Consider the following 19,851-nt stretch of genomic DNA (forward strand, 5'->3'; position numbering starts at 1 on the left):
TTCATCTTAGATAAATCGCAATTAAATAGAAAAACCCGATTTGCTTTTTGAATAGATAGGGCTAATGACAGGAATAAAAAAAGCGCCCCGAAGGACGCTTTCTATCAAAAAATAATTCGTTCGGGAATTATTACAGTACGTGAACAGATGCAGTGTTAGTGGTACCTGCTGGAACCAGGGCACCAGAAACCATCACCACAACGTCGCCTTTCTGTGCCAGACCGCTTTCCAGCGCCATCGCTTTACCCTGAATGTAGAAATCATCGGTAGACGCGATCTCTTTCACCAGATGGGCAACCACGCCTTTGCTCAGCACCAGCTGACGCGCGGTGGTTTCATTGGTGGTCAGGGCCAGGATGGTGGCATCCGGGAAGTATTTACGCACTGCACGAGCAGATTTACCGCCCTGGGTCGCTACCACGATCAGCGGTGCGTCCAGTTTCTCAGCGGTTTCAACTGCACCGCGGCACACAGCTTCAGTGATGCGCAGTTTGCGGCTGTCGTTGTTGAAGTCCAGACGGCTGGTCATCACGCGGTCAGTACGCTCGCAAATGGTCGCCATGATGCCGACCGCTTCCAGCGGGTATTTACCCTTCGCAGACTCACCGGACAGCATCACTGCATCGGTACCGTCGAGGATGGCGTTCGCCACGTCACCTGCTTCAGCGCGGGTAGGGCGTGGGTTTTTGATCATGGAGTCCAGCATCTGCGTTGCAGTGATAACCACTTTACGCGCGCGAACGCATTTCTCGATCATCATCTTCTGCGCGAAGATCACTTCTTCAACCGGGATCTCAACGCCCAGGTCGCCACGTGCAACCATGATGCCGTCAGACGCTTCGAGAATTTCGTCGAAGTTGTTCAGGCCTTCCTGGTTTTCGATTTTGGAGATGATCTGGATCTTCTCGCCGCCGTGCGCTTTCAGGTGCTCACGGATCTCAACCACGTCAGAACGCTTACGGATGAAGGATGCAGCAACGAAATCAACACCTTGCTCGCAACCAAAGATCAGGTCCTGTTTGTCTTTTTCAGCCAGTGCTGGCAGCGCGATAGAGACGCCCGGCAGGTTAACGCCTTTGTTCTCGCCCAGGTCGCCGTTGTTCAGCACTTTACAGATAACCTTGTTACCTTCGATAGCGGTAACTTCCATACCGATCAGGCCATCGTCCACCAGCACGGTGTTGCCGACGGACAGATCGCTGGTGAAACCTTCGTAGGTCACTGCAACGATTTCGCTGTTACCGACAACGGATTTGTCGGTGGTGAAGGTGAAGGTCTGGCCCGCTTTCAGAGAAACGTCGTTACCGCCTTCCAGTTTGATGGTACGGATTTCCGGACCTTTGGTATCCAGCAGAATAGCGGCTTTTTTGCCGGTTTTGCTCATCACGTTGCGCAAGTTCTGGATACGCTGACCGTGCTCTGCATAGTCGCCGTGGGAGAAGTTCAGACGCATCACGTTCATGCCGGCATCCAGCATTTTGCTCAGCATCTCTTCAGATTCGGTTTTCGGGCCGATAGTACAAACAATTTTCGTCTTTTTCATGACAGTCTTAGTCTTTAAGTTGGGAAGGATATGGAAATCTCGCTCCGGGGGCGCACCGCCGCGGAGTCAAACCTGTGTTGCAAAAGAGTATATGACACGCACTAAGGATAGGAGACATCAAATGAGCGTGCAGAAGAAAGTGTGCCTGAGTGTCAGCCCAACGAAGGAGAGGAGAAGTTGTACGTTGTTTTTTGTATTCCAAGCGCTGAAACCATTCACCAGGGATTTGGCGCGCATTATACGCTGATTTTAAGATAAAAGGAAAATGGAAACAGCGTTTCAAAAATAATCTGTGCAGATTCACATAAGTTTGTTATCAAGGCGTTAAGGCATAATGACAACTTATGGCGGCAGGTGCCTGACCTGCCGCGTTTTGCTTATTTTTGCAGCGCCTGGCTGAGGTCGGCAATCAGGTCTTTTGGATCTTCAATTCCGACTGACAGGCGGATCAACTGCGGCACAATACCGTTGGCCAGGCGTTGTTCCAGCGGAATTGACGCGTGGGTCATGCTGTAGGGCTGGCTCACCAGACTCTCCACGCCGCCCAGGCTTTCCGCGAGGGTGAACAACTTCAGGTTGCGGATCACCTCGGTGGCGCGTTGCGCATCGCCTTTCACCACGACGGAAATCATCCCGCCTGGCAGCGCCATCTGCGTGCGGGCAAGCTGATATTGTGGATGCGATTCCAGACCGGGATAGAAAACGTTTTCCACCAGAGGATGCTGATCGAGCCATTGCGCAATCGCCAGCGCGTTGGTGCTGTGCTTTTCGACGCGCAGCGCAAGGGTGCGAATACCGCGCAGGGTCAGGAAGCTGCTGAACGGATCCAGTACGCCGCCCACCGCGTTTTGCAGATAACCCAGCTTATCCGCCAGTTCCTTGTTGTCCCCGACAATTGCCAGCCCGGCCACCACGTCTGAGTGGCCGTTCAGGTATTTGGTGGCGGAGTGCACCACGATATCGAAACCTGATTCCAGCGGACGGTGGATCACCGGCGACGCGAAGGTGTTATCCGCCACGCTGATGACGTTATGACGACGAGCAATTTGCGCAATGGCCGCCAGATCCGCCAGCTTCAGCAGCGGGTTGGTTGGCGTTTCAACCCACACCATGCGGGTTTCCGGACGAATGGCGGCCTCAAGCCCGGCCAGGTCGTCCGGTTTAACCCAGCTGACCTGCAGACCGGCGCTGCGCTTGCGCACGTTTTCAATCAGGCGATACGTCCCGCCGTAAACGTCATCAATGGCGACAATATGGCTGTCTTTATCCAGCAGTTCGAGCACCGTGGAGATGGCCGCCAGACCGGAGGCAAACGCGTAGCCGCGCGAGCCGCCTTCCAGTTCGGCAATGGCGGTTTCCAGCGCGTGGCGGGTGGGGTTGCCGCTGCGGGAATACTCATAGCCGGTATGCTCACCGGGTGACGGTTGCGCAAACGTCGAGGTAGCGTAAATCGGCGGCATGACGGCGCCGTGCTGGTCGTTGAACTCGCCGCTGTGAACGCTCAGGGTTGCCAGGTTTTTCATCTCTTATTCCTTTATTGTTGTAGACGGTTGCGCCAGGCGGTCAGGACGTCGCTGCGCGTGATCAGACCCAAAAAGCGGTCGTTGTCATTAATAACGGCCACCAGGCCACGGTCGAAAATAGCGTTCAGGGCGCTCTCAGGGGCGTGTTTATCAAGGAACTCCACCTGACGCGTCATGGCTGCCGTCACCGGAAGGGCGAAGCGATCGCCATCGCCGCCGATATGCCGCAGCAGATCCCACTCGTCGATGATGCCCACCACCTTGCCGTTCTCCAGCACCGGAAGCTGGGAGATGTCATACAAACGCATGCGCGCCAGTACGGTTGAAAGCGTGTCGTCCGGGGCGGCGGTGACGGTGGCACCTTCATCGTGACGCAGGGCAATATAGTCTGAGAGATCGCCCGCCTGAGGACGCGTGATGAGCCCTTGCTGACGCATCCAGTCATCGTTGAACATCTTCGAGAGGTATTTATTGCCGCTGTCGCAGGCGAAGGTGACCACGCGTTTCGGCGTAGTCTGCGCCTGACAATATTTCAGCGCCGCCGCCAGCAGCGTGCCGCTGGAGGAGCCCGCCAGAATGCCTTCCGTTTTCAGTAGATCGCGTGCGGTGGTGAAGGCTTCCCGGTCGGTGATGCGCCAGGCGCGATTCACCCCTTCGATGTGGGCCAGCGGCGGAATAAAGTCTTCTCCAATCCCTTCAACCAGCCATGAGCCAGCATCGTGATAGCGTCCGGTTTCCACCTGGTCGGCCAGAACCGATCCGGCCGGGTCTGCCAGGACAAACTCCGTATCGGGGGAATGTTCCGCAAACCACGCCTGCAATCCCCCCAGCGTGCCGCCAGAGCCCACGCCGACAACAATGGCATCGATCCGCCCATCAAGCTGTTCAAACAGTTCCGGCGCCGTCGTGGTGCGGTGCGCAAGCGGGTTGGCCTCATTATTGAACTGGTCGATGTAAAACGCGCCGGGCAATTCGTTGGCCAGACGCTGGGCGTAATCCTGGTAATAGGCCGGATGCCCCTTATTCACATCGGAGCGGGTCAACACCACCTGAGCCCCCAGCGCGCGCAGGTGGAAAATCTTTTCGCGGCTCATTTTGTCGGGTACTACCAGGATCAGCGAGTAGCCTTTCTGTGCGGCGATCAGGGCCAGGCCGAGGCCGGTATTGCCCGCCGTCGCTTCTATAATCGTGCCACCCGGCTGCAGCTGCCCGGTGCGCTCCGCTTCGTTGATCATCGACAGCGCAACGCGGTCTTTAATCGAGCCGCCGGGATTTTGGTTTTCCAGCTTCAGGAACAAGGAGCAGGGACCGGTATCCAGTTTGTGCAGCTGGATAAGCGGCGTGCGGCCAATCAGTTCGGTGACGGAGTGATAAATCGTCATGGTCTTTTTCCTTTAACGAGGTCATGACCGGATGATAGGACCATGAAAATTTCTCAATAAAGAACGTTTCACTGCCTTTTAGAACAGAAAGGAATATTCAGCATGTTTTCGGATGTAAGGACAGCAAGACGTAAAGTTGTCTGGATGTGAGGATGGCTATATCGGGATAAAATGCTGCAAAAATGACCATTTTTGCAGCGGGTCAGCCATCGAATATGCGTATGGCAGATAATGATTGCTGAAAATGATCTAAATGCTTTCCAGCCGTTAAATTCACGGTTTATTTCCGAAAGTTATAACAAATTCTTTTTTGTTCATTTAAAACCTGATAACGCCTGTTTACTATCGTTTGGACATCCATACTGCTAAACCGCCATGGGCGGAACGGATAACGAATAAGAATGATTGTACTGAGCAATATTTCGAAGGTTTTTGACAACGGAAAGGTGGCACTGACAGCCGTTGATAATGTCAATTTGACGATAGCGCAGGGACAAATTTACGGGATTATCGGTTACAGCGGCGCCGGGAAAAGTACGCTTATCCGCCTGCTGAACGGTCTGGAAAAACCCAGTACCGGCAGCGTAACCATCAACGGGCAGAATATTTCTGCCGCTAAGGGCGAAGCCTTACGACAGGCGCGACTGAAGATCAGCATGGTGTTCCAGCATTTCAACCTGCTCTGGTCGCGAACGGTTAACGAGAACATCGCCTTCTCGATGCAAATCGCGGGCGTGCCAAAAGCCAATATCAAGGCGCGCGTTGCTGAGTTGGTGGATTTGGTCGGCCTGAAAGGGCGCGAGAATGCGTACCCGTCCCAGCTGAGCGGCGGGCAAAAACAGCGCGTGGGCATTGCGCGCGCGCTGGCCAATAATCCGGACGTGCTGCTCTGCGACGAAGCCACGTCGGCTCTTGACCCACAGACCACCGATCAGATCCTCGATCTGCTGCTGGATATTAACCGTCGTTTCAAACTCACCATCGTGCTGATCACTCACGAGATGCACGTGGTGCGCAAAATCTGCGACCGCGTGGCGGTGATGGAGAATGGCAAGGTGGTGGAAGAGGGCGACGTCCTGAGCGTCTTTACCCATCCGCAACAGCCCATCACGCAGCAGTTTGTTCGTCAGGTGAGCCAGTACGCCGAGGAAGAGACCTTCAACGCTGAGCTGGCAAATGAACTGGAAGGCACGGTTATCAAGCTGACCTTTACCGGACATAGCACGCATAAGCCTGTCGTCGGTGAATTAACGCTGCGCTATGGCCTGCCGTTTAACATCCTGCACGGAAAAATGACGCAAACCGCCCACGGTGTTTTCGGGCAACTCTGGGTGCACGTAGTGGCATCTGATGAACAACTGAACAATATCCTCGCCGACCTGCAGCACAGCGATATTGAAGGCGAGGTGATTAAACATGGCTGAGGATCTCTTTCCGCATCTGAAGTGGGACCAGCTGTGGGCAGCAACCCAGGAGACGCTGTACATGACCGCGCTCTCAGGCGTGGCGACCTTTGTTCTGGGGCTCGTGCTCGGTCTGACGCTGTTTTTAACCGCGCGCGGCGGGCTGTTCCATAACCGCACGGTCTACAGTGTGATTTCGATTGTGGTGAACGTGTTCCGCTCCATTCCGTTCATCATCCTGATTGTATTGCTGATCCCGTTCACGAAAACCATCGTGGGGACCATCCTTGGCGCCAACGCGGCACTCCCGGCGCTGATTGTGGGCGCAGCATCGTTCTACGCACGCCTGGTGGAAATCGCCCTGCGTGAAGTGGACAAAGGCGTTATTGAAGCAACGCGCTCGATGGGCGCACGACTGAGCACGTTAGTGTTTCGGGTTTTACTGCCGGAATCATCACCTGCACTGGTTTCAGGTATTACGGTGACGCTGATTGCGCTGGTGAGCTATAGCGCAATGGCGGGGGTGATTGGTGCCGGCGGTTTGGGAAATCTGGCTTATCTGGAAGGATTCCAGCGCAACCATGGTGACGTCACGCTGGTGGCAACGGTGACCATTTTAATCATCGTTTTCATTATCCAGTTCTGCGGCGATGTCATTACTTCACTGTTAGATAAACGCTAATAAATACACACAGGAACCATCATCATGAAAAAGACACTGACACTGATCGCCGCAGCAACCCTGAGCGCCCTGAGCTTCGCCTCCTGGGCTGACACGCTGACCGTAGGCGCGTCCAACACGCCGCACGCCGAAATTCTGGAGCAGGCTAAGCCGATTCTGGCGAAGCAGGGTATCGACCTGGAGATTAAACCGTTCCAGGACTACATTCTGCCTAACACCGCGCTGGCGGGACGTGACATCGATGCGAACTATTTCCAGCACATTCCTTATCTGAACAGCGTGCTGAAAGATCATGCGGGCGATAAGGACTACGATTTTGTCAGCGCAGGCGCGATCCACATTGAGCCAATCGGCATCTACTCTAAAAAATACAAGTCGCTGAAAGACCTGCCGGAAGGCGGCAAGATCATCATGCGTGACGCGGTTTCCGAAGAGGGCCGCATTCTCTCTATCTTCGAGAAAGAGGGCGTGATCAAGCTGAAGCCGGGCATTGATAAAGTGACCGCGCGCATCAGCGATATCGTCGAAAACCCGAAAAAGCTGCAGTTCACACCTAACGTCGAAGCGTCTCTGCTGCCGCAGATGTACAACAACGACGAAGGCGCTGCGGTGGTGATCAACGCCAACTACGCGATTGATGCAGGTCTGGACCCGGTTCACGATCCGATTGCGGTAGAGAGTGGTGAAAATAACCCGTACGCCAACATCATTACCGTACACCGCGGTGATGAGAAGAAAAAAGACATCGTCGCGCTGGTGAACGTCCTGCACTCCAAAGAGATTCAGGACTGGATCCGCACCAAATACAAAGGCGCGGTCATTCCCGTAAACAACTAATTAGCTGATTTTACAGATGAAGCCCGGCGAGTCTCTCGTCGGGCTTCTTTTTTGTATCCGGCAGGAGAATCATTTAAGCTCAACGTTTAAAAGGCAATGGAGTGATGACGATGGGTAACGTGACCAAAGATGAAGCGCTTTACCAGGAGATGTGCCGGGTGGTCGGGAAGGTCGTGCTTGAGATGCGTGATTTAGGGCAGGAGCCAAAGCATATTGTGATTGCCGGTGTGCTGCGAACCGCGCTGGCGAACCAGCGCGTCAAACGCAGTGAATTGACAACCGAAGCGATGGAAACGGTGGTTAAAGCGCTGGCCGGGTAATGCGCCAGCGCTTCGCGAGTTGCTCAAGCGAGCAGCACAGCAGGTAGTAAACCACCCCCGTAAAGATAAAAATGGCCGCCGGGTAGATTTGCACCCGGTTGTTCACCTGGCCCGCCACGGTGGTCAGTTCAGGTACGTTCACAATAAACGCCAACGACGTATCCTTCAGCAGGCTGATAAATATCCCCACCAGAGACGGCAGAATATTGCGCATCACCTGCGGGAGCAGCACGCGCCACAAGGTTTGCCGCGTGCTGAATCCCTGAGTCAGTGCCGCTTCATATTGCCCGGCGGGCAACGCGTTTAGTCCGGCGAGTACCGAATGCATGACCGATGCCGCCGTGAACCAGGCCAGCGCCAGCGTCACGGTAAGAGCGCCGGGCAGATCGCCGCCGGTCATCAGGGGCAGCAGATACCACATCCAGAAAATCACAAAGATGAGCGGAATGCCGCGTATCAACTCTGCCCACAGGAACAGCGCCTTACGCACAAGCCCGGGATAGCGCCACGCAGCGCACGCCAGCGCAATTCCACAGGGCAGAGCAAGTATGGCGGCTCCTGCGGCCATCAGCAGCGAGAGCAACACGCCGCCGGGTTCACCCGCAGCAGCACGTCCCCACAGCAGATAATCCAGGTTATCAGCTATGACGTTAAATCCGGCAATCATGCTGAGTCCTCCCTGCGCGAGGGCCGAGTCGCGTCAGTAGCATACCCATTAGCACGCCGGTAAGCAGATACAGTGCGGTTCCCACGGTAAAGGCCTCCAGCGCGTGCGCGTTATAGCTTTCAATCTGCCGCACCTGATAGGTGAGTTCGGCAAAGCCAATGCCGCTGGCGAGTGAGGAGAGCTTCATCAGGTTGAGATACTGACCGATGACAGGCTGCCAGGCATTCGCCAGTCCTTGCGGCAGCAGAATGTAGCGAAATAACCGCCACGCAGAAAACCCCTGCGCCAGCGCCGCCTCCCGCTGTCCGTTGGGGACGGAACGCAGCCCGGACTCAATCTCCTCAATTAAAAAGGCCGAGGTGAACACGCCCAATCCCCAGGCAGAACATAAAAATTCAGGCGTGAACCACCAGACGTCACCGGGCAAAATCGACCAGGCGTGATCGGCATTTACGACGTCCCGAAACCCGAGCGGCAGCCCGTTCCAGGCAGCGAAGTACCAGAACAGGAGCTGCACCAGCAGCGGCGTGTTGCGAAACAGCGAGACCCAGCCGCTGACGACGGCATGACCGAACCGTCCTGCGGAGAGGCGAAGCAGCAGAAAAAACAACGCAAGCAGGGTGGCAAGTCCCACGCCCGCGAGCGTGACCCACAGCGTGGTGAGAAAACCGGATACTATCCACTGCAGGGGCTGCCCGGTCAGCACTCCCTGCCAGTCGAGCGCGGCCATTACAGCGGCTCCTGGTGAAGCGGGTCGAGCACTTTTTGCAGGAACCGCTGGGCGCGTGGATGCGACGGTTGACTGAAAAATTGCGCAGGCGGGGCGGTTTCGAGAATGTGTCCGCCGTCGATAAAGACGATCCGGTCAGCAATCTCCCGGGCAAACTGCATCTCGTGCGTCACCACAATCATGGTGATCCCGCTGTGGGCGAGGGCTTTCATCACATATAACACTTCGCCAATCATCTCGGGATCGAGGGCTGACGTCGGTTCATCAAAGAGAATGATTTGCGGCGACGAGGCCAGCGCGCGAGCAATCGCCACGCGCTGCTGCTGGCCGCCGGAGAGCTGTGCGGGAAAATGATGGGCTTTTTCCAGCATCCCGACCTTTTCCAGCAGCGCCAGCGCGCGCTCCTGGGCGGGCTGCGGCTTCCAGCCGTGAACGTGCTCCAGCGCCAGAGTGATGTTCTGGCTGGCGGTGAGGTGGGCGTAAAGGTTAAATTGCTGGAACACAAAACCGACGCGGCTGCGTAACTGGCGCAGTGCCGCAGTGGAAAGCCGGGCGGTGGGTTTGTTATCAATCAGAATGTCGCCGTCACTGAGGGTTTCAAGCTGGTTGATAAGACGGATCAACGTCGATTTCCCTGAACCGGATGGACCGAGGATCGCCACCACTTCACCCGGAGAAATGCTGAGGTTAATGCCTTTTAATACCTCATGGTCGCCGTAACGTTTTACGACGTCACGAAACTCGACGCTGGCGTGTTCCAGATGTGAAAAATCCGCGGCACCGGCCGCGGAGTGTGAAAATAAACCTGAGAGCATATTACTGGGCTTCTATTTTAAAGGCGCGAGGCTGTGGAGCTGGCGTGTTTGGGCCAAACCAGACATCGTAGATTTTTGCCGCCTGACCGTTCTTCTCGAGATTAACCAGCTCATCGTTAACGGCCTTCAGCAGCGCGGTTTCACCTTTTTTCACCCCAACGCCAATCTCTTCCTTGCTGAGCAGATCGGGCAAGATTTTAAAGTTCGCTTTATCCGGGGCCTGTGCCAGCAGGCCTGCAAGAATAGTGCTGTCCTGGGTGATGGCCTGCACATTGCCGTTGCGCAGCGCCGTCAGCGCCAGAGGAATGTCATCATAAGAGAGCACGCGAGACTGCGGGAAACGCTGGTGCAGCGCCTGCTCGCCCGTTGTCCCTTTCACCGCACCAATGCGTGCCCGGCTGTATTCATCCAACTTATCGGGTGATTTGGCGGGGACCAGGAACTGTTGTCCGGTCACGAAATAGGGGGTGGAGAAATCAATCACCTGTGCGCGTTCCGGGGTGATGGTGATATCCGCCACGATCAGATCTGCTTTACCGGACTGAAGCAACGGAATTCGGTTCGCCGGATTGGTGGCAACCAGTTCAAGCTTCACGCCGAGTGATTTTGCCAGCGCTTTGGCGAAGTCTACGTCGTAACCCACGATGTCGTGCGTCTTTGCATCAATAGAGCCAAACGGCGGATTGGCGTCAAAGGTGGCGACTTTCACCACCCCTGCGGCCTTAATATCCGCCAGCTGATCGGCCTGTACCTGCGCTGAAAGCAGGCTCCCGGCTGCCAGTAATCCCAGAACCAGTGTCCGTTTGTTAAACCCTTTCGTTTTTGCTGCCATAGTCATACGTCATCCCGTCGTTTTTTGTTTTGTCCCTTTACGCTCCCATAAGCGAAAGCTATCGCCAAATAAGAAATCGTTCTTTGCTATAAGCAAAAAAGCATTAGTGAACAGGGTGTTATGAACAGGTAAATGAAAGGGGACGCTATTTGCAGATACTGCACATGAACAGACGATATTGGTATTTCCCTCGCGCTGAAGTTGAGTGTTTAACTTAGGTCAGGCAAAGCGAAGAGGGGTAAAGACAATGAAAAAATGGATAAGCACGTTACGGCGGTTTTTTGCGACCCGGCAGGTCAATGCGGAGAACAGCGCGCAACGGGTTCTTGAGTCGATACTGCCTGTCGCCAGCCTGTATGGCGTGGACGTTGCCAACATCGATCCGGAGTGGTTCTATGATAAAACGTCACGCTGAATTGCGCCGGACGCGCGAAATGTACTGGAATGAGCTGTGCGCTTTTTTGTTATGACAATCGTTAACTGTTAATGTGACAGGATGTAACACCTGCCAGTTAACGGAATGAAAAACACACTGTTCACGCGCGCCATCATTGTCTGGATCGCCGTCTGCTTTGTCAGCGGTATCCTGCTCTATGCCGAACAAATCCGCCGACAGTACTGGGAGCGCGATCGGGAGTATTCGGCGCTCTTTTCTGAGATTAGCGCCGTCCTTACCCAGAACGAGTCTGTATTGCCGCTACTGAGCGGTGATGAAGATATCACGGCACTGAATAAAAAATTCCCCCATCTTCTTGCGCTGGAGAAAACAACCGGACGCGCGCTGGACGCCGCCCGCGTTGAGCCCGCCAGCGATCGACAATACTGGCTCTACAATCCCTGGCGGCAAATCCGTGTACGGGTTGATCTTGCCCCACTACTCAATACGCATCATGCCTTTGAGCGCCTCGACGTCTATTATTCGAAGCGAAGCGAACCACACCCTTCAGATGCCTTCTGGCACTGGGCACGCTCCTTCCCACAGGTAACGCAACCCTTCGTGCTTTCAGCCGATGCTCAGCCAGACTGGCTCGGTATTCAGTGTTTTATCTTCCTGGTAGTCTTTACTGGATGGGGTGTGGTCATTGCGGTGGGCAGCGTGGCGCTCTGGCAGCGCAAGGCAAGACGAGACGCAGAGCAGCGCGCCTTGTATTACCAGCATGCCCGACTCAACACGCTGGGGGAGATCACTACGGGTATTGTCCATGAGATCAACCAGCCGCTCACGGCCGTGCAGACCTGGATCCAGGGCGCGCAGCGACAGCAAAAGCTGGACAATCCACAGGCGGTGTCCCAGGCACTGGCAGCAGCGCTGGTGCAAACACAGCGTATCAGCGCCCTGTTAACCCGTTTTCGTGAACACGTGGTGCAGGAGAAAGTGACGCTGCGCGAAACCGACCTGGCGCAATGCTGGCAGCAGGTTGTGAATTTACTGGAGCACGAGAGACGCGCTGAACATATCATCGTTACCCATGCGTTTACACCGGAGGCAACGACGGTTCTGGCTGACAGACTCTGGCTTGAGCAGGTCCTGCACAATCTGCTCAGCAATGCGATTCAGGCTCAACAGGCGAACGCGCAGGGTTGGGTGCGGATCGAAAGCCGGAAAGGCGCAAATGGCATTCAGGTAATCGTGACGGATGGCGGCCCCGGTTTTAGCCCGGAGGCGCTACAGAATGCCTTTATGCCGTTTTACAGTGGTAGAGAAGAGGGAATTGGCCTGGGGATGACCTTAACGGAGTCACTGATGACGCGCATGAACGGATCGATTACGCTGGGGAATTCGCCGGAGGGAGGGGCGCGAATCGTCCTGCAACTGGCTAATGGAAAGGAGACGACGCATGGATAATATAATCTGGCTGATCGATGACGATGAATCCATCAGAGAGTCGATGGCATTTTTACTTTCAGGCATGGGCTGGGAAGTGAAGACATTCGGGAGTATCGACGCGTTTACCACGGCCCATGTTAAGGACTCAACGCTCGTCGGCTGCCTGCTACTGGATATGCGCATGCCGGGAAAAGGGGGGCTGACGTGGCTGGAAGAGGGCGAGTGGCCGTGGCCTCTGCTGCCGGTAATTATCATGACCGGGCACGGCAGCGTCGACGCCTGCCGCCGGGCGTTCCGTAACGGCGTCTTTGAGTTTTTCACCAAGCCGCTGGATGCGGACAAGCTTATCGAATCCGTGGGGCTGGCGTGCGAGGAGAGCCAGCGACGGTTCGCCGACTGGCAGGCGCTCTCACGAATAAAAGCGCGCTTTGAACAACTCACCGCGCGGGAACATGAGGTATTGGCGGTGTTGATGGAAGGGCTCAGCAATAAAGAGGTGGCGGCGCGACTTGACCTGTCGCCGCGCACGGTGGAAGCGCATCGTGCAGCTGCGTTTGCCAAGCTGGGCGTCACGAGCCTGGTTCAGGCAAGCCGCGAGTACGATAAATTGCAATCCGTATAATTACCAGGATGCGTGCGTAATCAACCGAATTACGCGTCGTTGCCTGTCCCGGTATCCTCGAATGGTCTTCAGTTATTCTATTCGAGGTTATGCAATGAAAAAGTTAATGATGGCGGCAGCGCTGGTCGCGGGTAGCGTAAGTCTGACTGCGCAGGCAGATTCCGTGAGTCAGAAAAATCTCTCCCTGGCGCAGGCCAATGCGCTGGCAAACTCTGCCGTTCAGGCGTGTCTGGCGAAGAACTATCAGGTTTCGGTGACCGTGGTTGACCGTGCGGGTGTGGTGAAAGCGGTACAGCGCACCGATAATGCGGGCCCACATACGGTCAAAGCCAGTGAAATGAAAGCCTTCACGGCGCTCAGCTCGAAGAATGCCTCAGGCAAAGTGATGGAAGCGGCGCAGAACAACGCGGGCGCGCAGAATATGCGTGATATCCCAGGCTTCCTGCTGCTGGCGGGTGGCTTACCCGTTAAAGAGGGCGATGAGGTGATCGGGGCGATTGGTATCGGCGGGGCGCCGGGCGGTCATCTGGATGAGGCCTGTGCTCAGGCTGCCATTGACGGGCTGAAGAAGTAACATCAAAAAAAGCACCGGCTTTACCGGTGCTTTGCAATCAGATCTTGCAGGCGTCGCCGCAGTCATCATCGGCAACCATCGCCTGCGCTTTTTTGTCTGCGTCGTCCAGACGTTCGGCGTTACGCTCTTCTGCTTCATCCAGTCCGTTAAAGACCAGGTTATCGAGATCAATTTCCATGTGGCACCTGCTATGTTCAGTTTTTGATACTGGCACAGTATAGGGCAAAAAAAACCAGGAATGTACCTCGCAGCACATAAGGATAATCCCTGCCATACTCAGTGCGTTGTCACTGAGGAAAGCACATGATTATACTCTGTAAAGCCTGCGGGACCTCGTATGCGTATCAACCCGACAGATGCCCTGTCTGCGAGGATGAACGCCAGTATGTTCCAGTTACCGGGCAGGCGTGGACCGAACTTAAAACCGTCACTGCCACGCATACCAACAAATGGCAGCAGCTTGAACCGCAGCTCTTTAGCATCAAAACGGTGCCCGCCTTTGCCATCAATCAACGGGCACTGCTGCTGCGCACCCCACACGGCAATATTCTGTGGGATTGCATCGCCAACCTCGACCCGGCAACCCGAACGCTGATCGCCGCCCTCGGGGGTATCAGTGCCATCGCCATTTCACACCCTCACTATTACACCACCATGCAGGACTGGGCGGAGACGTTCGACGCGCCGGTGTATCTTCATGCGAGCGATCGGGAGTGGGTCATGCGCGACAGTCCGGCCATTCACTTCTGGCAAGGCGAAACGCTGGAGATTGTCCCCTCCGTGACGTTGCTGCGTCTCGGCGGCCACTTTGCGGGCGGAACGGTGCTGCACTGGCAGGAGGGCGAAGGGGTTTTGCTGGCGGGGGATATTCTGCAGGTCACGCCGGGGAAAGACGCCGTTTCGTTTATGTGGAGCTATCCGAATATGCTTCCGCTACCCGCCCACACCGTAGCGTCCGTCACCCATCGCCTTGAAGGCAGAAAATTTGAACGTCTGTATGGCGCGTTCGAGGGGCAGAACATCCAGGCTTTCGCGGACGATATTGTGCAGCGGTCGGGCCAAAAATATATTGCTTGTCTGAAGTAAAGCACGGTGGGTAAACTTTACGAGTGTGATCGCGATCATACCTAAACTACAACAGATAAAAGAGAAATTGCTATGCAACATATCATTGAAGGTTTTCTCAGCTTTCAAAAAGAGATTTTCCCGCAACGTAAAGAGCTCTTCCGCAGTTTAGCGTCCAGCCAGAATCCCAAAGCGCTGTTCATCTCCTGCTCCGACAGCCGACTGGTGCCAGAACTGGTCACGCAACAAGAGCCAGGACAACTCTTTGTCATTCGTAATGCTGGCAATATTGTGCCGCCGTTCGGGCCAGAGCCAGGCGGCGTCTCCGCCACTATCGAATACGCGGTTGTCGCGCTGGGCGTGACCGATATCGTGATCTGTGGCCACTCTAACTGTGGTGCGATGAAAGCGATTGCCGACAATGCAAACCTGGAGCCGATGCCTGCGGTCTCCCACTGGCTGCGCTACTCTGATGCGGCTAAAGCCGTGGTGGAGAAGAAATCCTGGGACCAGCCAATCGATAAAGTGAATGCGATGGTGCAGGAGAACGTGTTTGCGCAGCTGAGCAACATTAAGACCCACCCGTCCGTCGCGGTGGGCCTGCGTAATAATTCCATCCGTCTGCACGGCTGGGTGTACGACATTGAAAGCGGTGACATTCGCGCGCTGGATAAAGCGACGAAAACCTTTATCTCTCTGTCTGAAAACCCGGAGGTTTTCTTCGAGTAATCAGGCCGTTCAGGGCAGGGAGGCCCTGTCAGTTATCCATAAAAGGTAACTTTTTGCGCGTAACCGACGCAGGTTTATTTGCCGCTTTTGCCATTGCTTCCCCAATCTCTGCGCACTCTGCGAGCCCCTGGACAAAGGGGTGGTCGTGCATCAGCCACGGTATCGCACCAAAGGCAATACGTCCGCGAAGCGTATCGGGTGCCAGCAGCGTGTAATCTTCACCAACATCGGGTATGTCATCGCCTGTCGTTTGTAGCAGTTTACGCAAGGACGGGAAGGGTAAATCTTCTGTCTTGAGGGGGTTCTGCCCGCGCGCATCAATAAAGACGTCGAAGCGGTAGCGGTGCTCTTTGGTGGTAATGACCGTTTCAGCACTACCGATATCCAGAGTGTAATCCTCACCCAATGCCACTACGCTTATGATCCCCGCCTCGCGCAGGGCAAGCAGCCTGCGAATAGACTGAGGGGGGATGGCGGCATAGTTATCAATAAACACGCGCTCCAGCCCGGCTTTGAACCGCGCTCTGTCCTTTTCATTCAGGGCGGGTACGATTTCTGCAACGATCTCGTGCAGGCGAAGTATGGTATAGCGCCAGGCTACGGTGCGCCGTTCACGTTTGTTTCGCTCGACCTCTTTAAGATTCTCTTCTGCCCAGGTAAAGGGACCGTGCTGTTTACGCTCTTCAAACCACGCCTCGCGAAGGCTGTCTGCGTCCCGTTGCCTCAGCGATATGGCCTCGCACCACGCCGGGTCTGCAAGTTCAAGCTCTTTAACCATCAGGGCAAAGATGCGGTCCAGCAAGCCGTCTGCTCCTTTGGCAATCTCGTTTTGAACCACGTATTCGGTCAATACCGACAGCGGCTCGTAAGGAATAGGGCAGTAAAAATCGGCCTCTGGCAAAATGCCGGTCCGGGACATCAGGACAATTTTTAGCGCCTCGCTTCCTTTATCCAGAATGAACGCGTCGTCCACAAACTCACCGTGCTGCATCACCACCGCCATGGCCGCGTCCAGGCCGCTCAAAGACGTTCCCATAATGCCCACCTTGCAGGGGCGGATTTCGGCGTCCATGAGTCCTGACCACGGGCTTGGGAAGAACGTGCGCGTGGCTTCATCTTCGTCTGGCCAGACATGGCCGGTGGCGATAACCGCAAGGTCGAAGCGTTCAGGAAAGGCGTTGTCGTTGACGGAAAGCGTGACGCCTTCTTTCGTGGGCACGATATCGGTGACCTGGGCAGATTCATGAACATCAATCTGGAAACCCCGTTTTTTGGCCTCTTTTACGATTGACCGAAAGCTGTCGCGGAAATACTCACCCAGCAGGAGTCGGGGCAGGAACTGTCGGTCATGCAAACGGGCTTTATCAACCTTAAAGCGCGCCAGATGGGTTTCGCTCTGGCCCTTAAGCCAGTCGAGATAGGTCATAAAAATAGGCGGGATTTCAATGCTCGCAATGTTCGCCAGCATCAGACGAGAGTTTTCGTCGTCGTTATAGGGCATACCCACGCCAGCTTCCTCAGCTTGTTCAAAGACGGAGACCGAAAGCGGCTGCGGATTTTTAAGAAGTGCGTAAAAGGTGTAAATCCCTGTTGGGCCGGAGCCAATAATCGCGATTTTCTTCATCGGCGTTCTTCCTGCTTTTTTTGTCATGAGAAAAGCGTAGCAGGAGAATAATTAAGAAATCAGGAGATTGGGATAATTCAGAACATAAAGAGAGGATTTGCACCATTTCAGGACTGAAATGGTGCGTCCGAGTGGACTCGAACCACCGACCCCCACCATGTCAAGGTGGTGCTCTAACCAACTGAGCTACGGACGCAGAATGGTGCGTTCAATTGGACTCGAACCAACGACCCCCACCATGTCAAGGTGGTGCTCTAACCAACTGAGCTATGAACGCAACGTGTTGTCGGTGACAACGGGGACGAATATTAGCGGCACAGCATCGTTGAGGCAAGAGGGAAAACGCATTTTTCTCTCTGAATTCACGCGATTGCTTCATTACCGCGCAAAGTGAAGAGAAAGTAGCCGCCAGCTGGCGGCTACTGTCTGTTTAACGTGCGGCGCGTTGCAAAATGACCGTAGAAGGCTGGCGTTGCAGAAAACGCATACGCAGCATCATCATGATGGCCGCAGAGGTCAGACCGATGATAAAGCCCATCCAGAACCCTGCCGGACCCATGCGATCCACCACCAGGTCGGTAAGCGCCAGGATGTAGCCTGTCGGCAGTCCCAGCACCCAATAGGCGATGAAGGTAATAAAGAAAATAGAACGCGTATCTTTATATCCGCGCAGCACGCCGCTGCCAATCACCTGGATGGAGTCAGAGATCTGGTAAATCGCGGCCAGCAGCATCAGGTGCGACGCCAGCGTGACGACTTCCGGATTGTCGTTGTAGAGCAGCGCAATCTGCTCGCGTAATGCAACGGTAAAGAGCGCCGTACAGACGGCCATGCAGACGCCGACGCCCAGCCCGGTCCGGGCGGCCGTTTGCGCATCCAGCGTTGACCCTTGGCCCAGACGGAAGCCTACGCGAATCGTCACCGCCGCGGCCAGCGACATCGGCAGGACGAACATCAGGGAACTGAAGTTCAACGCAATCTGGTGGCCCGCGACATCAATAATGCCCAGCGGGGAGACCAGCAGGGCGACCACGGCAAACAGGGTCACTTCGAAGAACAGCGCCAGCGCGATAGGCAGCCCTAACTGCACCAGGCGCGTCATGATGTTCCAGTCCGGCGTGCTAAATATTTTCTCGTTGCGAATATCGCGCATGGAACGGGCGCGTTTTACAAAGGTGATCATCGAGAAGAACATCACCCAGTAAACGGCTGCCGTCGCCACGCCGCACCCGACGCCGCCCAGTTCCGGCATGCCGAAGTGGCCGTAAATAAAGATGTAATTCACCGGGATATTGACCAGCAGACCGATAAAGCCCATCACCATACCGGGCTTGGTTTTTGCCAGACCTTCACACTGGTTACGCGCGACCTGGAAAAAGAGGTAGCCAGGCGCGCCCCAGAGCAGCGCGCGCAGATAGCCCACGGCTTTATCCGCCAGCGCCGGGTCGATGTTATGCATCGCGCGGATGATATGCCCGGCGTTCCAGAGCACCACCATAATCAGCACGGAGACAAACCCTGCCAGCCAAAAACCCTGGCGAACCTGGTGGGCAATGCGCTCGCGGCGGCCCGAGCCGTTCAGCTGTGCAATAACTGGCGTGAGCGCGAGCAGTAAACCGTGACCAAACAGGATGGCCGGTAGCCAGATAGATGTGCCGATTGCCACGGCAGCCATATCGGTGGCGCTGTAGCCACCTGCCATTACCGTATCCACAAATCCCATTGCGGTTTGGGCCACTTGCGCGATGATCACTGGTATAGCCAGTGCCAATAACTGGCGCGCTTCATTCATGTACTTCTGCACGTGAACACCTTTATTTTGTAGTTATTTGAGAGACTAAAAAAGCCGCCGTAACTGGCAGCAAGAAGAAAATGCAGGGGGGTGCCAGCTATTGTAGCGGGCTTTAACTATTTATCTAGTGAAAAAATCGCCAGAAAATGCGCTCCACTGGCAACCTGTTTTTCCAACTGTTATTGTGATGGGATTAAACGGTGTCACCACCGTCCGGAAAAAACAGGAGTTGTAAGCATGTTTACTGGTATTGTGCAGGGCACCGCCAAAGTGGTGTCCATTGATGAAAAACCCAATTTCCGCACCCACGTGGTTGAGCTGCCGGAATATATGCTCGACGGCATAGAGACCGGCGCCTCGATTGCACATAACGGCTGCTGCCTGACGGTGACCGAAATTAACGGTAACCAGATTAGCTTTGATTTAATGAAAGAGACGCTGCGTATCACCAACCTGGGTGAACTGGTGGTGGGGGATACCGTCAACGTTGAGCGCGCGGCGAAGTTCAGCGACGAGATCGGCGGCCATCTGATGTCGGGCCACATCATGACCACCGCCGAGGTCGCAAAAATTGTGACCTCGGAAAATAACCGTCAAATCTGGTTTAAAGTTCAGGATCCCGCATTAATGAAATACATCCTGTATAAAGGATTTATTGGTATTGATGGGATTAGTCTGACGGTCGGAGAAGTGACGCCGACGCGCTTTTGCGTGCATTTAATTCCCGAAACGCTGCAGCGCACAACGCTGGGCGCAAAAAAACTGGGGCATCGCGTGAATATCGAAATCGATCCGCAAACCCAGGCGGTTGTGGATACCGTTGAACGTGTCCTGGCGGCAAAAGAGGCGGCGATAATAAAAGCCGTTGAGGAAGAATAAAAAA

The 19,851-nt window shown here is 55.0% G+C and carries 21 protein-coding genes and 2 tRNA genes; 11 read left to right on the forward strand and 12 right to left on the reverse strand.

Features of this window, described 5'->3' with window-relative positions:
• Nucleotides 1-130 precede the first annotated feature (130 nt).
• From pykF to KW829_RS09695, 3 genes are all read right to left on the reverse strand, one after another.
• Nucleotides 131-1,543 carry a pyruvate kinase PykF gene (gene pykF / locus KW829_RS09685; protein ID WP_010430242.1) on the reverse strand — a complete coding sequence of 471 codons (1,413 nt, stop codon included), beginning with the start codon at nucleotides 1,541-1,543 and terminating at the stop codon, nucleotides 131-133.
• A gap of 377 nt (nucleotides 1,544-1,920) precedes the next feature.
• Nucleotides 1,921-3,066, reverse strand: coding sequence for a PLP-dependent aspartate aminotransferase family protein (locus KW829_RS09690; protein WP_108416841.1), 1,146 nt, complete (start codon nucleotides 3,064-3,066; stop codon nucleotides 1,921-1,923).
• 11 nt (nucleotides 3,067-3,077) lie between these two features.
• The gene (locus KW829_RS09695; protein ID WP_218308093.1) at nucleotides 3,078-4,448 is read right to left on the reverse strand and encodes a cystathionine beta-synthase; all 1,371 of its coding nucleotides are present in this window, start codon (nucleotides 4,446-4,448) and stop codon (nucleotides 3,078-3,080) included.
• 401 nt (nucleotides 4,449-4,849) lie between these two features.
• Between KW829_RS09695 and KW829_RS09700 the strand changes: the two genes are divergently transcribed.
• From KW829_RS09700 to fumD, 4 genes are all read left to right on the forward strand, one after another.
• Nucleotides 4,850-5,872 (forward strand): methionine ABC transporter ATP-binding protein, encoded by a 1,023-nt coding sequence (locus tag KW829_RS09700; protein ID WP_089599778.1) that lies wholly within the window; start codon nucleotides 4,850-4,852, stop codon nucleotides 5,870-5,872.
• A complete protein-coding gene (locus tag KW829_RS09705) occupies nucleotides 5,865-6,533 on the forward strand; it encodes a methionine ABC transporter permease (protein WP_218308094.1) in 669 nt (222 codons plus the stop codon). The genes KW829_RS09700 and KW829_RS09705 overlap by 8 nt, the downstream gene beginning before the upstream one ends.
• Nucleotides 6,534-6,557: 24 nt before the next feature.
• A complete protein-coding gene (locus KW829_RS09710; RefSeq protein ID WP_010430254.1) occupies nucleotides 6,558-7,370 on the forward strand; it encodes a MetQ/NlpA family ABC transporter substrate-binding protein in 813 nt (270 codons plus the stop codon).
• Between the two features lie 110 nt (nucleotides 7,371-7,480).
• Nucleotides 7,481-7,690, forward strand: a complete 210-nt coding sequence (gene fumD, locus KW829_RS09715; protein ID WP_008500615.1) for a fumarate hydratase FumD — start codon at nucleotides 7,481-7,483, stop codon at nucleotides 7,688-7,690.
• Here the strand turns inward: fumD and KW829_RS09720 are convergent.
• From KW829_RS09720 to KW829_RS09735, 4 genes are read right to left on the reverse strand one after another with little or no spacing between them, the layout of a single operon-like run.
• Nucleotides 7,671-8,357, reverse strand: coding sequence for an amino acid ABC transporter permease (locus tag KW829_RS09720; RefSeq protein ID WP_218308095.1), 687 nt, complete (start codon nucleotides 8,355-8,357; stop codon nucleotides 7,671-7,673). The genes fumD and KW829_RS09720 overlap by 20 nt on opposite strands.
• Complete coding sequence (locus KW829_RS09725) at nucleotides 8,341-9,087, reverse strand: amino acid ABC transporter permease (protein ID WP_216356924.1); 747 nt, start codon at nucleotides 9,085-9,087, stop codon at nucleotides 8,341-8,343. The genes KW829_RS09720 and KW829_RS09725 overlap by 17 nt, the downstream gene beginning before the upstream one ends.
• Nucleotides 9,087-9,902, reverse strand: coding sequence for an amino acid ABC transporter ATP-binding protein (locus KW829_RS09730; protein ID WP_218308096.1), 816 nt, complete (start codon nucleotides 9,900-9,902; stop codon nucleotides 9,087-9,089). The genes KW829_RS09725 and KW829_RS09730 overlap by 1 nt, the downstream gene beginning before the upstream one ends.
• Nucleotide 9,903: 1 nt before the next feature.
• Nucleotides 9,904-10,734: an ABC transporter substrate-binding protein gene (locus KW829_RS09735; protein ID WP_029485049.1), complete on the reverse strand. Its 831-nt coding sequence runs from the start codon at nucleotides 10,732-10,734 to the stop codon at nucleotides 9,904-9,906.
• Between the two features lie 247 nt (nucleotides 10,735-10,981).
• Between KW829_RS09735 and KW829_RS09740 the strand changes: the two genes are divergently transcribed.
• From KW829_RS09740 to KW829_RS09755, 4 genes are all read left to right on the forward strand, one after another.
• Nucleotides 10,982-11,149, forward strand: coding sequence for a hypothetical protein (locus KW829_RS09740; protein WP_042713742.1), 168 nt, complete (start codon nucleotides 10,982-10,984; stop codon nucleotides 11,147-11,149).
• Nucleotides 11,150-11,254: 105 nt separating this feature from the next.
• On the forward strand, nucleotides 11,255-12,580 hold the full coding sequence (locus tag KW829_RS09745; RefSeq protein ID WP_218308097.1) for a sensor histidine kinase: 1,326 nt from the start codon (nucleotides 11,255-11,257) through the stop codon (nucleotides 12,578-12,580).
• Nucleotides 12,573-13,184, forward strand: a complete 612-nt coding sequence (locus tag KW829_RS09750; protein WP_010430272.1) for a response regulator transcription factor — start codon at nucleotides 12,573-12,575, stop codon at nucleotides 13,182-13,184. The genes KW829_RS09745 and KW829_RS09750 overlap by 8 nt, the downstream gene beginning before the upstream one ends.
• Before the next feature lie 94 nt (nucleotides 13,185-13,278).
• Nucleotides 13,279-13,758, forward strand: a complete 480-nt coding sequence (locus KW829_RS09755) for a heme-binding protein (protein ID WP_218308098.1) — start codon at nucleotides 13,279-13,281, stop codon at nucleotides 13,756-13,758.
• Between the two features lie 37 nt (nucleotides 13,759-13,795).
• On the opposite strand, the gene KW829_RS09760 is transcribed toward KW829_RS09755, so the two are convergent.
• A complete protein-coding gene (locus tag KW829_RS09760) occupies nucleotides 13,796-13,936 on the reverse strand; it encodes a hypothetical protein (protein WP_010430278.1) in 141 nt (46 codons plus the stop codon).
• A 125-nt stretch (nucleotides 13,937-14,061) separates the two neighbouring features.
• On the opposite strand from KW829_RS09760, the gene KW829_RS09765 reads away from it, so the two are divergent.
• Together KW829_RS09765 and KW829_RS09770 are read left to right on the forward strand one after the other, a co-directional pair.
• On the forward strand, nucleotides 14,062-14,844 hold the full coding sequence (locus KW829_RS09765; protein WP_218308099.1) for an MBL fold metallo-hydrolase: 783 nt from the start codon (nucleotides 14,062-14,064) through the stop codon (nucleotides 14,842-14,844).
• Nucleotides 14,845-14,916: 72 nt separating this feature from the next.
• Nucleotides 14,917-15,552 carry a carbonic anhydrase gene (locus KW829_RS09770; protein WP_010430283.1) on the forward strand — a complete coding sequence of 212 codons (636 nt, stop codon included), beginning with the start codon at nucleotides 14,917-14,919 and terminating at the stop codon, nucleotides 15,550-15,552.
• A gap of 28 nt (nucleotides 15,553-15,580) precedes the next feature.
• Here the strand turns inward: KW829_RS09770 and KW829_RS09775 are convergent, their stop codons facing one another.
• From KW829_RS09775 to mdtK, 4 genes are all read right to left on the reverse strand, one after another.
• The gene (locus tag KW829_RS09775; protein WP_218308100.1) at nucleotides 15,581-17,176 is read right to left on the reverse strand and encodes an FAD-NAD(P)-binding protein; all 1,596 of its coding nucleotides are present in this window, start codon (nucleotides 17,174-17,176) and stop codon (nucleotides 15,581-15,583) included.
• A gap of 119 nt (nucleotides 17,177-17,295) precedes the next feature.
• Nucleotides 17,296-17,372: transfer RNA gene (locus KW829_RS09780), tRNA-Val, on the reverse strand.
• Nucleotides 17,373-17,376: 4 nt separating this feature from the next.
• Nucleotides 17,377-17,453 (reverse strand) — tRNA-Val (locus tag KW829_RS09785).
• 153 nt (nucleotides 17,454-17,606) lie between these two features.
• The gene (gene mdtK, locus KW829_RS09790; RefSeq protein ID WP_218308101.1) at nucleotides 17,607-18,980 is read right to left on the reverse strand and encodes an MdtK family multidrug efflux MATE transporter; all 1,374 of its coding nucleotides are present in this window, start codon (nucleotides 18,978-18,980) and stop codon (nucleotides 17,607-17,609) included.
• Nucleotides 18,981-19,205: 225 nt separating this feature from the next.
• On the opposite strand from mdtK, the gene KW829_RS09795 reads away from it, so the two are divergent.
• Nucleotides 19,206-19,847 carry a riboflavin synthase gene (locus tag KW829_RS09795; RefSeq protein ID WP_010430291.1) on the forward strand — a complete coding sequence of 214 codons (642 nt, stop codon included), beginning with the start codon at nucleotides 19,206-19,208 and terminating at the stop codon, nucleotides 19,845-19,847.
• Nucleotides 19,848-19,851: the final 4 nt, after the last annotated feature.

The sequence above is a fragment of the Enterobacter sp. ENT02 genome (assembly GCF_019219165.1).
Taxonomy (GTDB): Bacteria; Pseudomonadota; Gammaproteobacteria; order Enterobacterales; family Enterobacteriaceae; genus Enterobacter; species Enterobacter mori.

Bases quoted from the DNA above. Each gene is read 5' to 3' on its own strand.
- KW829_RS09745 (WP_218308097.1), top strand. From the start codon at position 11,255: ATGAAAAACACACTGTTCACGCGCGCCATCATTGTCTGGATCGCCGTC.
- KW829_RS09765 (WP_218308099.1), top strand. From the start codon at position 14,062: ATGATTATACTCTGTAAAGCCTGCGGGACCTCGTATGCGTATCAACCC.
- KW829_RS09710 (WP_010430254.1), top strand. From the start codon at position 6,558: ATGAAAAAGACACTGACACTGATCGCCGCAGCAACCCTGAGCGCCCTG.
- KW829_RS09760 (WP_010430278.1), bottom strand. From the start codon at position 13,936: ATGGAAATTGATCTCGATAACCTGGTCTTTAACGGACTGGATGAAGCA.
- fumD (WP_008500615.1), top strand. From the start codon at position 7,481: ATGGGTAACGTGACCAAAGATGAAGCGCTTTACCAGGAGATGTGCCGG.
- KW829_RS09730 (WP_218308096.1), bottom strand. From the start codon at position 9,902: ATGCTCTCAGGTTTATTTTCACACTCCGCGGCCGGTGCCGCGGATTTT.
- KW829_RS09725 (WP_216356924.1), bottom strand. From the start codon at position 9,087: ATGGCCGCGCTCGACTGGCAGGGAGTGCTGACCGGGCAGCCCCTGCAG.
- KW829_RS09795 (WP_010430291.1), top strand. From the start codon at position 19,206: ATGTTTACTGGTATTGTGCAGGGCACCGCCAAAGTGGTGTCCATTGAT.
- KW829_RS09740 (WP_042713742.1), top strand. From the start codon at position 10,982: ATGAAAAAATGGATAAGCACGTTACGGCGGTTTTTTGCGACCCGGCAG.
- KW829_RS09775 (WP_218308100.1), bottom strand. From the start codon at position 17,176: ATGAAGAAAATCGCGATTATTGGCTCCGGCCCAACAGGGATTTACACC.
- KW829_RS09700 (WP_089599778.1), top strand. From the start codon at position 4,850: ATGATTGTACTGAGCAATATTTCGAAGGTTTTTGACAACGGAAAGGTG.
- KW829_RS09750 (WP_010430272.1), top strand. From the start codon at position 12,573: ATGGATAATATAATCTGGCTGATCGATGACGATGAATCCATCAGAGAG.
- KW829_RS09770 (WP_010430283.1), top strand. From the start codon at position 14,917: ATGCAACATATCATTGAAGGTTTTCTCAGCTTTCAAAAAGAGATTTTC.
- KW829_RS09735 (WP_029485049.1), bottom strand. From the start codon at position 10,734: ATGGCAGCAAAAACGAAAGGGTTTAACAAACGGACACTGGTTCTGGGA.
- KW829_RS09755 (WP_218308098.1), top strand. From the start codon at position 13,279: ATGAAAAAGTTAATGATGGCGGCAGCGCTGGTCGCGGGTAGCGTAAGT.
- KW829_RS09705 (WP_218308094.1), top strand. From the start codon at position 5,865: ATGGCTGAGGATCTCTTTCCGCATCTGAAGTGGGACCAGCTGTGGGCA.
- KW829_RS09720 (WP_218308095.1), bottom strand. From the start codon at position 8,357: ATGATTGCCGGATTTAACGTCATAGCTGATAACCTGGATTATCTGCTG.
- KW829_RS09690 (WP_108416841.1), bottom strand. From the start codon at position 3,066: ATGAAAAACCTGGCAACCCTGAGCGTTCACAGCGGCGAGTTCAACGAC.
- KW829_RS09695 (WP_218308093.1), bottom strand. From the start codon at position 4,448: ATGACGATTTATCACTCCGTCACCGAACTGATTGGCCGCACGCCGCTT.
- pykF (WP_010430242.1), bottom strand. From the start codon at position 1,543: ATGAAAAAGACGAAAATTGTTTGTACTATCGGCCCGAAAACCGAATCT.